The sequence below is a fragment of the Pseudoalteromonas sp. S3785 genome, assembly GCF_005887365.1.
GTDB lineage: Bacteria > Pseudomonadota > Gammaproteobacteria > Enterobacterales > Alteromonadaceae > Pseudoalteromonas.
In genome coordinates, this window is sequence record NZ_PNCT01000035.1 from 1 (window position 1) to 14006 (window position 14006).

The following is a 14006-nucleotide window of genomic DNA, read 5'->3' on the forward strand; positions in this document are numbered from 1 at the left end:
AGCCCACTAGGTTACAAACCTCGCGCCGCGATTTAATCGTCCCTAGATTGAACAAATTTCAATCCGCAAAGATCAACACGCCCTAGTTCAAATATTGTATTCCAGCATGCCGATACGCTTTCAATATCACTTTGGTAATCTTTACGTGACACCAAGCGCCCTTGCTGATTTAGGCTTAATACGTGGTAGCGCGAGCGATAATCAATATACGCTTGAATCAATTGCTGCTTTTGCGCTTTAGTGATACACCCAATCGCAGCAGCGTCTGTGAGTATTCTCACGTTATCAGAAAATTCCGTTAACTGGCTAAACTGAGGGGCGTTTTTAAGCACTAAATATTGAGTTATAAATTCAATGTCGGTCATGGCGCCTACATCTTGTTTTAAATCAAATTGCTCTGCGTTTCCCTTCGCTAAGTGGTTCCGCATTTTTTCGCGCATTTTAAGCACATCTTGCTTAAGTATATCTACATCGCGCGGAGCACATAATATCTCTTTACGAATTTGAGCAAAACGCGCTCTTAGCTCATCTTGACCTAATATTATGCGGGCGCGCACAAGCGCTTGATGCTCCCACGTCCACGCTTGGGTTTGCTGATAATGATTAAAGCTTTCTAAGTTAATAGCCAATAAACCAGAAGCACCTTCAGGGCGCAAGCGCGTATCAAGTTCATACAATATCCCCGAGGCAGTGCGGGTATTAAATAAATGCATTAAGCGCTGCGCAAGTTTTAAATAAAACTGGCGTGAAGTAATCGATTTATCGCCATTGGTACTGCTATTACCGTCGTGATTATGAACAAATACAAGATCTAAATCAGAGTCGTAGCCGACTTCAAAACCGCCTGTTTTGCCGTACGCAATAACCGCAAACCCTTTATGCTCGTCATCTGTATTTGGCGGCATACCAAAACGCTTAACCGTGTTATACCACGCTATATTAACTGCTTGGTCTACCACTGCTTCTGCAAGTGCAGTTAAGTGATCGCTTACTTTCATAACATCAATCACACCGGTTGCATCTGCAGCCGCAATACGTAATTGATGTGTTTGCTTAAACTGCCTAAGCGCTTCCATTTGCAGCTCTAGGTCGTCGTGTTCTATACGTAAAAAGTATTGGCGTATTTCATCTTTATAGGCGCTCAACGGCGTAGGTTTGTAAAGCGCAGCAGGGTCTATTAGCTCATCAAGCAAAATAGGATAACGAGAAATATGCTCCCCTATCCACTTACTGTGGCAGCACAATAATACCAACTGCTTAAGTGCGCCTTGGTTTTCGTACAGTAATTCAAGGTAAGCAGTACGCGATACAATTTTATTTAAAATTCGGCACACCATGGTAAATGTTTCACCGCTGGCATTAAAATCGCTCAGCTGTTTAAGTAATAAAGGCATGAGCTTATCGAGAATATCACGCCCACGATTACCTATATTTACCTTACTTAAACGTTGTTTAAAGTCATGAAGAGGCACTTGCCATTGCTCTTTTATATCGTTTAAAAAGCTTACATCACCATGATCCCACGCACTTATAAACGCACCTTCGCAGGTATCAAGAGGGACCGTTTCCTCCCCTATCACCAATAAAAATTCATCGTGAATTTTAGCCATAACCTGCTCAATGTGCGCCATAGTATGATTAAAGCTTTCAGATTCGAGCAAATAATTTAGCCGCGCTTGATTGAGCTCATCATCTGGCAGGGTTTGCGTTTGTTGATCGTCAAACATTTGTAAATATTGCTCAACCTTACGTAAGTGCAAGTAGTTATGCTTTAACTCATTTGCTTCTTGTTCATCGATCGCTTGGTTTAGAATTAACTGCTCTAGGGCATACAGTAGCGATTGAGTTTGTAAGTTTGCCTCTCGCCCACCGCGCACCATTTGCAAAGCCTGGACAATAAATTCAACCTCACGAATACCACCTGCTCCTAACTTTATATTATTAGTCAGGCGTTTACGTCGCACCTCTTGAGCTATCATTAGCTTCATTTTTCTCAGCGATTCGATCACCGAAAAATCTATATAACGGCGATAAACAAAGGGCTTTAAAAGCTGTATAAATTCATCCCAATACTGATTAGGTGTGCCTATTAAGCGCCCTTTTAACATGGCGTAGCGTTCCCAATCGCGGCCTTGTTCTTGATAGTAATCTTCTATGGCATGAAAGCTCATCACTAAAGGCCCACTTTCGCCAAATGGACGCAAGCGCATATCGACCCTAAATACTTGGCCATCACCGGTTACTTGATTAAGTGCATTAATCAGTTTTTGCGCTACTTTTGTGTAAAACACTTGCGCTTCAACAGGTTTACGCCCACCTTGAGTAGGTACATTGCGCGGATAGGCAAAAATTAAATCTATATCCGATGAGTAATTAAGTTCGTGACCGCCCAATTTACCCATGCCTAAAACCATTAAGGGCAAAGGGTTGCCTTGCTCATCGAGAGGCTCGCCTGCTGTTTTTGCAGTTTGTGCATGCGCCCACCTATTGGCGCTACTAATCAACATATCAGCCAATAGGCTTATGTATTTAATACTGTCACTAATTGGGTTATCGCAGCATAAATCGAGGTAGGCTACTTTTAGCCAGTATTTTTCTCGGTACTGGCGCAAAATTTTATTGCACTGGTTTTCATCTACCTGTAGCAGATCAAGGCCGTCGAATGGCGCGGGAACGTCTCGGCTAAATTGCTCGTCTGGGTTTATTAACCAGTCTTTTAATTGAGGTTGCGACTCTAAACTACGAAAAGCAAAGTCGCTCAGAGCACATAATTTTACAACTTCTTCTTGTATAGGTTGCTGCGGATAGAGCTGTGCAAAGCGGGCTGAGCCAAGTTTCTGTAATTGAATAGGAAGTTGCATTTTATTACTCATCAATCCTCTCTTTTATATATTTACTAACCATACTAGAATAACTAAAACCAAGAAAGGTTATCTCTACTTAGGATCAGCATGTCATATTTATCATTATCTAACACCAGTTTAATTGCGATTGCTATTAGTTTTGCGGTTATATGCATTACGATTTTTAGCCTGAGAATTGTTGCTCAAGTAAAAGCAAAACAAGCACTTAAAGATGAGCTAGCGCAACATGATAACTTTGCCATGGGTATAAGCTTCGCTTCAGAGATTACCGTGGTTATTGCCACCATGGCATTTTTATTTGATGAAATTAGTATGAGCGCAGCACAACATAATCCCTTAAAAGTGATTGTTTTAATTGTTCTGTTATTTACATTTATTAAAGCTGGCCATTTAATTCACAGAAAGTGGATTTTACACAGGTTTAATGAAGAAGAAGCCATACTAAAGCAAAATGTATGCGCTGCAATGGTGGATTCTGGCATGTTACTAGCCAACTGCATTATTACACTGGGGCTTTATACATGGACCCATGCACAAGGGTTTAGCAACTTACTCATTGCTTTTGTGAGCTTTTTTACGCTACAGGGGATGTTTGCACTAGATAGTAAGATACGTGAATACCGCTTTGCTAAAGCAAACCAAGGTGCCTCGCTGCAAAGCAACTTTAATTTAGAAAATACCTCTATAGGCATTAGATATGCAGGAAAATCAATAGGTTTAGCACTCGCTGTTTACGCAGGGCTATCAAGTGCTGCCTTTCAAAATGGAAAAATGGTCGAAAATATATTTACACTGGTAATGCATTGCGGTGTAATGTGGGTGTTATTATATTGTTTAAGTTTTGTAATAAAAGCGATTTCATTGCCCAATATTGATACTGCTTTAGAGGTAGACCATCAAGACAATATAGGCATAGCATGCATTGAGTTTGCTGTTTTTTGTGCTATAGGCTATTTACTTATTAGCATGTTTTCACTTTAACGCCACGCTATTAAATAAGTCGCCAAGCGCCCCGTATTTAGTTAACTGGCACAACACATTTGCATAAAGCAACGGGGCCCTATGTCATTTGAAGTAACTAACTATTTGTTAATTGATATAGACAACGAATTTAGTCGCACATTTGCCGAGTATTATTTTAAGCACGCCACACCCAATACACCCAGCACCTTAATAGTTGCAGGCAGTAACACCCGTAAGCTGGTTAAAATGATGTTTGACGAGCTTATTAAAGATTACTGTTATTGCGATTTAGAAAACGAAATTAGCGTATCTGAGTTGGCCACTTACCTGCATGAGCATCACGATATACAGGGGGTGTTATTTAATAACACCGACTACCTGCTAGCCGACGAAAAGCAACGTTTTATTTATAATTCTCTACATGAAAAACGCTATGTAGTCAGTGCTGATGATAGCGGCTATACATTTGATCGTATTACTGACGAAGGCTTTAAAAATCACTTATCGTGCGACACAGATATTGCTGAAACACCCAAAGATTTAGTCGCACTCGCCAAGACACTCAAATAAATAATTGCGTACAACGCCCTGCTTACTTACCATAGCGATATACACCTTTACGCTATACAATAAGTGATTCCCATGCGAGTACCTCATATTTATCAGGCATCGAGTATTGCCTTAAACACCCCGGTTTCTTTAAACGACGATGCAGCGGGCCATATTGGCCGCGTATTGCGCATGAAAGTCGGCGAACATGTGTCTATTTTTAATGGCGAAAGCGGTGAATACTTCAGTGAAATTATAGAGGTCACTAAAAAGTCAGTTGTTGTTATGCCACTGCGTTTTGATGAGCATAATGTCGAATCTGAGCTTAACATTCATTTAGGCCAATGCGTATCACGCGGCGACAAAATGGACTTTACCATTCAGAAATCTGTTGAGTTAGGTATTAACGAAATCACCCCTATTTTTAGCCAGCGCTGTGGCGTTAAACTCAGTGGCGACCGGTTAGAAAAAAAACACCAACAATGGCAAAAAATTGCAATTTCAGCCGCTGAACAATCGGGACGTAACTATGTGCCAGTTGTTCATCCACCGGTTGATTTAAAGCAATGGCTTGAGCAACATACAGACGAAATTAAGCTCACCTTGCATCCGCGAGCCGAGCACAGTATTAAAACAATAACCGTTCCAAGCGCCGGTGTACGCTTTTTAGTAGGCCCTGAAGGGGGCTTCACTGACGAAGAAATGGCGCAAACTAAACAGCAAGAATTTGTTGATATTCGTTTAGGGCCACGTGTTTTACGAACAGAAACAGCCGCTTTAACGGTCTTAAGTGCATTACAGTTACAATTTGGCGATTTAGCTAATTGAAATAGCTCAATGGCACCCTCATATTAAAACTATTAACACTCTAGTAGTAATTATAATTAGATTAAGGCACAGCGCATGGCGATAAAGTTAGGTATTATTTCTGATCCTATTAGTGGATTTAACATCAAAAAAGACACCGGTTTTGCAATGATGATGCAAGCGCAAGAACGTGGCTATGAAATTTATTACATGGAGATGGATGATTTATCACTTCGCCAAGGTAAGTCGTATGCAACCGCAGCAAAAGCGCAGGTATTTAATAACACGCAAAAGTGGTACGAACTTGAAGAGAAAACCACAATAGCACTTGCCGACCTTGACGTTATTTTAATGCGTAAAGATCCCCCGTTCGATACAGAGTACATTTACGCAACGTATATCTTAGAACGTGCAGAGCAAGAAGGTACGTTAATTATTAATAAACCACAAAGCCTGCGCGATGCTAACGAAAAGCTATTTACAGCGTGGTTTAGCGAGCATACGCCCGATACATTAGTAACACGCAGCCAAGCGCAAATACGCGCATTTTTATCTGACCATAAAGACATTATTTTAAAACCACTTGATGGCATGGGCGGCGCGTCTATTTTTCGTATCAAAGAAGATGATGCAAACATTGGTGTTATTTGTGAAACGCTCACTGAGCACGGTAGCCGCTTTGCTATGGTGCAAAATTACATTCCAGAGATCAAACAAGGCGACAAACGCGTATTGGTTGTTGATGGTGAAGTAATTCCGTATTGTTTAGCGCGTATTCCACAAAATGGTGAAACCCGCGGTAATTTGGCGGCAGGTGGTCGTGGTGAAGCCCGCCCACTTAGCGAGTCAGATCTTAAAATAGCGCAAGCAGTTGCCCCTACACTTAAAGAAAAAGGGCTAGTGTTTGTAGGCTTAGATATTATTGGCGACAAGCTCACCGAAATTAACGTAACTGCACCAACCTGTGTACGTGAAATTGAAGCCGCTTACGATATATCTATTACCGGTATTTTGTTTGATGCCATTGAGCGTAAGCTAGCTAAATAAATACCATTTAAGAGTCCATTAATTTAAGTATTTCATACAATTAATGGACTTTTTATACGCTACGTATATATCTATGCCATACTCAAAGTTCAATAAGTATTCATAAACTAAAAGGGTGAAATCTATGCAATCATTAGAAAATCATTTTTTAATCGCTACGCCGTCGATGCAAGACCCTTTTTTTAAACGTGCCGTTACCTATATTTGTGAGCATAATGAAGATGGGGCTATGGGATTGGTGATCAACCAGCCTATTGATGTAACCGTTGGTGAGCTTTTAGATAAAATAGAAATAGACAACGACAAAACTCAACAAGCTGCGCAAGTCTCTGTGTTTGCAGGTGGTCCGGTTAAAACCGACCGGGGTTTTGTACTTCATTCACCTCAGCCTGGTTATTCTGCAAGCCAAAAGCTCAGCAGTGATATAATGATCACCACATCAAAAGATGTACTTGCCAACCTGACCACCGCCCACGCACCTGAGCAATTTATTATTACGCTTGGTTATTCGGGATGGGAGCAAGGACAACTTGAGCAAGAGCTTTTAGATAACAGTTGGTTGATCATTAAAGCCGATCCGAAGATCATTTTTGATACGCCGGTTGAAAAACGCTGGGAAAAAGCAGTTTCAATGCTGGGCTTTGATGTTAGCCAGCTTTGCAGTGAAGCTGGACACGCTTAAAGAACCATAATGACTAAAAAGAACCTTAAACCTCAAGGCCAACGTACCGTAATGGGTTTCGACTTTGGCACAAAAAGTATTGGTATTGCTATAGGGCAAGAACTCACTGGCAGCGCCTCTAGCCTCAAGGCTGTAAAAGCGCAGGATGGAATACCCAACTGGGAGCATATTGCAGTTCAAGTTAAAGAATGGCAACCCGACTTAATGGTGGTTGGGTTACCGCTTAATATGGATGGCACTTCGCAAGAGGTAACCTTTAAAGCTAAAAAGTTTGCTAACCGCTTGCACAACCATTACGGCATACCGGTGCAAACACAAGACGAGCGACTCACAACTGCCGATGCAAAAGCGCGTTTATTTGAGCACGGTGGCTATAAAAATTTAGGAAAAGGAAATGTCGATAATATGTCGGCCGTGATTATTTTAGAGAGTTTTTTTGAAGCCAGTTATGGTGAATAAGTCATTTTATCCCTAAAAAAAGCGCCTACCGGCGCTTTTTTTATGGATAGAATGCAGTGTTAATTGCTGTTTTTATCATCGAGTCCATCAATGGTGACACCTTGTAAAAACCCTGCACCTTGTTGCTCGTTGTTGCGCAGTTTAATCATTAAGCGTAAATCATTTGGCGAGTCTGCATGATGCAGCGCATCGGCGTAGTTAATACGTTGCTGCTTGTATAGCTCAAATAAAGCTTGGTCAAAGGTTTGCATGCCCATTTCTTTAGATTTAGACATGGCCTCTTTAATGCCGCCAATATCGCCACTTTTTATTAGCTCAGCCACCATGGGGGAATTTAGTAAAATTTCTATCGCGGCAACACGCCCTTCCCCATCAGACGTTGGAATAAGCTGCTGCGCCACAATAGCGCGTAAGTTAAGCGCTAAATCGTACTTAAGCTTGTCGTGCTTTTCTTTGGGGACTAAGTGCATAATACGGTCAATGGCTTGGTTTGCGTTATTAGCATGTAGTGTAGCCACACATAAGTGGCCGGTTTCAGCAAAGCTCAGTGCGTATTCCATGGTTTCTTGCGAGCGTATTTCACCAATTAATATTACATCTGGAGCCTGACGTAGTGAGCTTTTAAGTGCCGATTCAAAGCTGTCGGTATCAAGCCCTACTTCGCGCTGAGTAATAATACTTTTACGGTGCTCGTGTACAAACTCAATCGGATCTTCAATGGTGAGTATATGACCACGCTGGTTGCGGTTTCTGTAACCGATTAAGGCAGCCAGTGAGGTTGATTTACCCGTACCAGTACCACCCACAAACAGCACTAACCCACGCTTTGACATAATTACATCGGTAAGTGTAGAGGGCAACCCTAAATCACTTACATCTGGTATTTGCGTTACAATGCGGCGAATAACCATGCCTGCTCTATCGCGTTGCCAAAAAGCCGATATACGAAAACGCCCTTCGTCTGTGGCTATTGCAAAATTACACTCTTTAGTTGAGTGAAACTCATTTTTTTGTTTATCACTCATTGCTGACTCTACTAGCGCAAGCGATTGCTCATCACTCAACTTATCGTCGCTAAGAGCGATAAGCTCACCATTAATTTTTGCGCTAACAGGTAACTGACTAGATACAAAAAGATCAGAGCCTTTTTTCTCGATCATAATTTGTAAAAAGTGATTTAAAGATAAATTCATAGTAAGTCCTTAGCCACCAAACTGTGTTTTGTCTTGGGCTTTTTCTTTCGCGGCTGCAGTAGTCACAATACCGTGATTAACTAAATTATTTAAACATTGATCCATGGTTTGCATGCCATGCGATGCACCCGTTTGGATAGACGAATACATTTGTGCAATTTTATCTTCACGAATTAGGTTACGAATCGCCGGCACACCAATCATAATTTCGTGAGCAGCCACTCGCCCACCGCCAATTTTTTTAAGTAGTGTTTGCGAAATAACGGCGCGCAGCGACTCAGAAAGCATTGAACGCACCATGTCTTTTTCTTCACCTGGGAATACATCAATAATACGGTCAATGGTTTTTGGTGCCGAGGTGGTATGTAGCGTACCAAATACTAAGTGACCGGTTTCTGCGGCGGTCATCGCAAGGCGAATAGTCTCTAAATCACGTAGCTCACCGACGAGGATTACATCCGGGTCTTCACGCAGCGCGCTGCGCAATGCATTAGAAAAGCTGTGCGTATCACGGTGCACTTCACGTTGGTTTATAAGGCTAAGTTTATTATCGTGTACAAATTCGATAGGATCTTCAATGGTGAGGATATGGTGATGTTTTGTTTGATTTATATAATCGACCATAGCCGCAAGGGTTGTTGATTTACCTGAACCCGTTGGGCCGGTAACCAATACTAAACCACGAGGGTTATCTGATATTGTTTTAAAAATATCTGGCGCACCTAAATCCTCAAGCGTCAGTACATCGCTAGGGATGGTACGAAACACCGCTGCAGGGCCGCGGTTTGAGTTAAATGCGTTAACACGAAAACGCGCAAGGTTAGGCACTTCAAACGAAAAATCCACTTCTAGGTTTTGTTCGTAGTCCTTGCGCTGATTATCGTTCATAATGTCGTAAACAAGACTGTTTACGTCTTTGTCTGCAAGTGCAGGTATATTAATGCGGCGAACATCACCATCTACGCGTATCATAGGTGAAACACCTGACGATAAGTGTAAATCAGATGCTTTGTGTTGCACACTAAACGCTAATAATTCGGTAATATCCATTTATGACTCCACAACTAACTGATAAATATATGGTTACAATAGCAGAACGACTCACATCCGCCTACGCTAGAATTGCCAGCGCGGCCAAAAATGCTAAACGTAGTAGTAATGAAATTACCCTACTAGCAGTATCAAAAACAAAACCATGCGACGATATTATTGCTGCTTACGAGCACGGCCAACGCCAATTTGGCGAGTCTTATGTTCAAGAGGCTGTAGATAAAATAGCTCAACTACACACATTTAGCGACATCATTTGGCATTTCATTGGCCCAATTCAATCAAATAAAAGCGCCCTTGTTGCCGCTAATTTTGACTGGGTACAAAGCGTAGATAGAATAAAAATAGCTAAGCGATTAAACACCCAACGCCCCACTGATAAAGCCCCTTTAAACGTGCTTATTCAGGTAAATATAAGCGCAGAGGAGGCAAAGTCGGGCTGTAGCATTGAGCAAATACCCGAGCTGGCTGAGTTTATTGACCAATGTGAACAGCTTACTTTACGCGGTTTAATGGCTATTCCAGCTAAAAGCGACGATCCGAGTGAACAAAGTCAATCTTTTGAGCAATTACACGCTTGCTTTGATAAACTAAAGGCCCAATATCCTCATATAGATACGTTGTCGATGGGGATGAGTAATGATGTTGAAGCCGCCATAAGCGCAGGCTCAACCATGGTGAGGATCGGCACAGATATTTTTGGAACGCGAACTTAAAAGGTGATAACAGACATATGTCAGATAAAACAATCGCATTTATAGGCACAGGTAACATGAGCTACGCCATTATTGGTGGCATGGTAAAAAACGGTTTTAATGCAAACAACATCATTGCGACAAACCGCAACCAAGAAAAGCTTGCCAAGGTAGCAGACGATTTCAAGGTGAAAACCACCAGCGACAATAACGAAGCCTTACGCGATGCTGATGTCATTGTATTGTCTGTTAAACCACAAATGATGGGCGATTTATGTAAATCGTTTCAAGATTCGGGTATCGACTTTAGTGATAAACTGTTTATTTCGGTAGCGGCGGGTTTAACCGTTAAGCGCCTGCGCGAAATGCTAGGCCAAAACGTTAAAATGGTACGTTGTATGCCAAACACCCCATCGTTACTTGGGCGTGGTGTATCGGGTTTATTTGGCGCAGATGAAACAGCCGAAGAGCACGACTTTGTACAAAAAGTGTTTGAGTGTACTGGTATTGTTGTGTGGGTTGAGCAAGAGTCACAAATCAACGATATAATAGCCGTAACAGGCTCATCGCCCGCTTACTTTTTCTTATTTATGGAAGCAATTGAAGAAAAAGCGAAAGCACTTGGTTTTAACGATGAAGATGCACGCCGCTTAGTGCAGCAAACGGCGCTGGGCGCAGCCGAAATGGCATTGAGCCAACCAGAGATAAGCATTTCGCAATTACGCGCTAATGTAACCTCTAAAGGCGGCACCACCCATGCTGCGGTTGAGCATTTAAAAAGCGAACGCCTAGTGCAAACAGTGAGCGATGCAATGGATGCATGTATAGCGCGTGCGATGCAAATGGAAAAAGAACTTTAAAACTACTTTTTATTGAAGGTTACACTATGAATGCCATGCAATTTTTGATCAGTACCCTGTTTGATTTGTTTTTAATGGTGGTGCTACTGCGTTTTTGGCTACAGTGGGCAAAAGCCGACTTTTACAACCCAATGAGCCAATTTGTGGTTAAAGCAACCTCGTTTGCGGTCAACCCTTTGCGTAAAATAATACCTGGCCTAGGCGGGCTCGATTTAGCCTCTCTATTGCTGGCATTTATAGTGGCTGTAGCCAAAATTAGTACTTTAATGCTGGTTATATATGGCGCATGGGCTGCACAACCTGTGTTTATACAAGCGCTTATTACCGTATTAAAAGAAGGCTTAAACTTAGTATTTTGGGTATTGATTATTCGCGCTATTTTAAGCTGGGTAAGTCAAGGTTATAACCCTATAGAAGCGGTTTTCCATCAGCTTACTGAGCCAATGCTCAAGCCACTTCGTAAAATTATTCCACCAATGGGTGGCTTAGACTTATCAGTGCTTGTACTAATTATTGGTATTCAGTTTTTACAAATGTTGCTGATGGACTTGTTAGCCTAAATTTTTTGTTATAAGCAAAAGAGGCCCATTGGCCTCTTTTTTATATAGGACACCACAATGAACCGTTTAATTAAGTTTTGCTTTATTAGTTTTTTAGCCTTTGCTTTTAATGCCCACAGTGAAGAGATGCAAGGTGCACAATACAAAGAGCTAGGGCCTTGGCAAGTGCATTATATTGCTTTTCCATCTACTTTTATTCAGCCACAAATAGCAAAAACCTATGGCCTTGAACGTAGTGGTTATAAAGGGGTTGTTAATATTTCAGTACTAAAAAATAACAGCGATAAAACCGCGCAAACTGTAAAGCTAAGCGGCACAGCAAAAAACCTACTTGGCAATAAACAAACCCTTACTTTTAAAGAAGTAAAAGAAGGTGACTCAATTTATTACCTTGCCCAGGTAAATTACACCAACGAAGAAATTTTACGTTTTGAAATTGAAATACAACAAAGTAGTCAATTTCAAAAATTACAATTTCAGCAAAAATTTTATGTAGATTAATATCATGACCAAAACATTAGTGCTTGCCACAGGCAACCCAGGTAAAGTAAATGAGCTGGCAAACATGCTCAGCCCGCTTAACATAAACGTCGTTCCTCAAAGCGATTTTAACGTAGGCGAAGTGGCCGAAACCGGCACCACCTTTGTAGAGAACGCGATAATTAAAGCCCGCCATGCAGCTAAAATTACCGGTATGCCAGCCATTGCAGATGACTCGGGCTTAGAGGTAGATGGCTTAAATGGCGCACCTGGGGTGTACTCAGCGCGTTTTGCCGGTGAAAACGCCAGCGATCAAGATAACATAGACAAACTGCTTAATGATTTAGGTAGCAACCCTAATCGTAAAGCGCGTTTTTGGTGTGTATTAGTATTAATGCGCCACGCCGATGACCCTACCCCGCTTATTTGTAGTGCAAGTTGGGAGGGCGAAATTACACAAACCCAAAATGGCGAAGGCGGGTTTGGTTACGATCCGGTATTTTTTATTGCTGAGCAAAACTGTACCAGCGCCGAGCTCACCAAAGCGCAAAAAAATGCAGTGAGCCACCGCGGCCAAGCACTTAAAAAGTTACTATTAGAGCTTAAAAACAAAGGCGGCCTGTGAACCTTCCACCACTGAGCTTATATGTACACGTACCTTGGTGCGTGCAAAAATGCCCCTATTGCGATTTTAATAGCCATGGGCAAAAAGGCGACATTCCTGAAGCTGAATATGTTCAGCATTTAATTGACGACTTAAAAGCCGATTTGCACTTGGTGCAAGGGCGTAAAATTCATAGTATTTTTATTGGCGGCGGTACACCAAGCTTATTAACGGGTGATGCTTATACCCGCTTATTAAGCGAAGTTGATAGCCTAATTGGCCTAAGCGACAACTGCGAAATAACCCTTGAGGCGAACCCAGGTACAGTAGAAACGAATCGCTTTAAAGAATACGTTAAAGCGGGTATTAACCGGATTTCTATTGGCGTGCAAAGCATGCAAAACGACAAGTTAAAAGCACTTGGCCGTATTCATGGTGCCGACGAAGCGCACTACGCTGCAGAGCAAGCTAAGCAAGCCGGATTAAATAGCTTTAATCTTGATTTAATGCATGGCTTACCGGGGCAAAGCCTTGACGATGCACTAAGCGATTTAAAAAAGATTATTGCTTTAAATCCGCCACATATATCTTGGTATCAGCTTACTATTGAGCCAAATACTCAATTTGCTTCAAAACCGCCTACTCTACCGCAAGATGAAACCTTATGGGATATTCAAGAGCAAGGCCAAGCACTCCTTGCTCAAGCAGGTTATATTCAATACGAAATATCCGGTTATGCAAAGCCTGGCTTTCAATGCCAACATAACTTGAATTATTGGCGTTTTGGCGATTATCTCGGTATTGGCTGTGGCGCTCATGGTAAGGTGACTGATGCAAAAACCGGTGTAATCACTCGCACCGAAAAGGTTAAACACCCACGTGGCTATATGGATATGTTAAAACCATATATGTACAAAAATTGGCAAGTAGAACAAGACGATTTAGCCTTTGAATTTTTTATGAATCGTTTTCGCTTAGTAGAGCCTTGCCCAGTTGAAGATTTCAGTGCGCTGACTAGTCAGCCGCTACAAAGCCAGCAAGCGGCTTTAACTAAAGCAATAAATGCAGGCTTGTTAATACAAGAAAACGGCCACTGGCAAGTAAGCCTTAAAGGCCATCGTTTTTTAAATGACCTGCTAGAATTGTTTGTGTAGTGGTTTTTGACCACGCGCGATAAACATAAAATACAAGCA

General features: G+C 41.7%; 15 protein-coding genes. 12 read left to right on the top strand and 3 right to left on the bottom strand.

All coding sequences use genetic code 11. From position 1 onward, the window contains the following. Positions 1-32 precede the first annotated feature (32 nt). The gene (gene glnE / locus CWC17_RS09840; protein WP_138612736.1) at positions 33-2873 is read right to left on the bottom strand and encodes a bifunctional [glutamate--ammonia ligase]-adenylyl-L-tyrosine phosphorylase/[glutamate--ammonia-ligase] adenylyltransferase; all 2841 of its coding nucleotides are present in this window, start codon (positions 2871-2873) and stop codon (positions 33-35) included. A 78-nt stretch (positions 2874-2951) separates the two neighbouring features. On the opposite strand from glnE, the gene CWC17_RS09845 reads away from it, so the two are divergent. The 6 genes from CWC17_RS09845 to ruvX all read left to right on the top strand — a co-directional run bounded on the left by CWC17_RS09845 (position 2952) and on the right by ruvX (position 7371). Beyond that, positions 2952-3845, top strand: a complete 894-nt coding sequence (locus CWC17_RS09845; protein ID WP_138612737.1) for a DUF350 domain-containing protein — start codon at positions 2952-2954, stop codon at positions 3843-3845. Between the two features lie 81 nt (positions 3846-3926). Beyond that, the gene (locus tag CWC17_RS09850) at positions 3927-4397 is read left to right on the top strand and encodes a hypothetical protein (protein ID WP_055016825.1); all 471 of its coding nucleotides are present in this window, start codon (positions 3927-3929) and stop codon (positions 4395-4397) included. Positions 4398-4469: 72 nt separating this feature from the next. Continuing rightward, positions 4470-5204, top strand: a complete 735-nt coding sequence (rsmE, locus tag CWC17_RS09855; RefSeq protein ID WP_138612738.1) for a 16S rRNA (uracil(1498)-N(3))-methyltransferase — start codon at positions 4470-4472, stop codon at positions 5202-5204. Between the two features lie 75 nt (positions 5205-5279). Beyond that, entirely contained in the window at positions 5280-6230 is a 951-nt protein-coding gene (gene gshB, locus CWC17_RS09860; protein WP_138542113.1) for a glutathione synthase, read from the top strand. Positions 6231-6354: 124 nt separating this feature from the next. After that, on the top strand, positions 6355-6912 hold the full coding sequence (locus CWC17_RS09865) for a YqgE/AlgH family protein (protein ID WP_138612739.1): 558 nt from the start codon (positions 6355-6357) through the stop codon (positions 6910-6912). Positions 6913-6921: 9 nt separating this feature from the next. After that, on the top strand, positions 6922-7371 hold the full coding sequence (ruvX, locus tag CWC17_RS09870) for a Holliday junction resolvase RuvX (RefSeq protein ID WP_055016821.1): 450 nt from the start codon (positions 6922-6924) through the stop codon (positions 7369-7371). Between the two features lie 59 nt (positions 7372-7430). Here ruvX and CWC17_RS09875 read toward each other — a convergent pair whose 3' ends face one another. Both CWC17_RS09875 and CWC17_RS09880 read right to left on the bottom strand, forming a co-directional pair. Next, on the bottom strand, positions 7431-8564 hold the full coding sequence (locus CWC17_RS09875; RefSeq protein ID WP_055016820.1) for a PilT/PilU family type 4a pilus ATPase: 1134 nt from the start codon (positions 8562-8564) through the stop codon (positions 7431-7433). Between the two features lie 9 nt (positions 8565-8573). Next, positions 8574-9614: a type IV pilus twitching motility protein PilT gene (locus tag CWC17_RS09880; RefSeq protein WP_004586840.1), complete on the bottom strand. Its 1041-nt coding sequence runs from the start codon at positions 9612-9614 to the stop codon at positions 8574-8576. Positions 9615-9616: 2 nt separating this feature from the next. On the opposite strand from CWC17_RS09880, the gene CWC17_RS09885 reads away from it, so the two are divergent. From CWC17_RS09885 to hemW, 6 genes are read left to right on the top strand one after another with little or no spacing between them, the layout of a single operon-like run. Then, positions 9617-10330: a YggS family pyridoxal phosphate-dependent enzyme gene (locus CWC17_RS09885; RefSeq protein ID WP_138612740.1), complete on the top strand. Its 714-nt coding sequence runs from the start codon at positions 9617-9619 to the stop codon at positions 10328-10330. 17 nt (positions 10331-10347) lie between these two features. After that, positions 10348-11169 (top strand): pyrroline-5-carboxylate reductase, encoded by an 822-nt coding sequence (proC, locus tag CWC17_RS09890; protein ID WP_138612741.1) that lies wholly within the window; start codon positions 10348-10350, stop codon positions 11167-11169. A gap of 26 nt (positions 11170-11195) precedes the next feature. Next, on the top strand, positions 11196-11729 hold the full coding sequence (locus CWC17_RS09895; protein WP_055016817.1) for a YggT family protein: 534 nt from the start codon (positions 11196-11198) through the stop codon (positions 11727-11729). A gap of 57 nt (positions 11730-11786) precedes the next feature. Next, a complete protein-coding gene (locus CWC17_RS09900) occupies positions 11787-12230 on the top strand; it encodes a DUF4426 domain-containing protein (RefSeq protein ID WP_138612742.1) in 444 nt (147 codons plus the stop codon). 4 nt (positions 12231-12234) lie between these two features. After that, positions 12235-12834: an XTP/dITP diphosphatase gene (locus CWC17_RS09905; RefSeq protein WP_138612743.1), complete on the top strand. Its 600-nt coding sequence runs from the start codon at positions 12235-12237 to the stop codon at positions 12832-12834. Further along, the gene (gene hemW, locus CWC17_RS09910; RefSeq protein WP_055018851.1) at positions 12831-13967 is read left to right on the top strand and encodes a radical SAM family heme chaperone HemW; all 1137 of its coding nucleotides are present in this window, start codon (positions 12831-12833) and stop codon (positions 13965-13967) included. Before CWC17_RS09905 ends, hemW begins: the two co-directional genes overlap by 4 nt. The last annotated feature ends 39 nt before the right edge of the window (positions 13968-14006 follow it).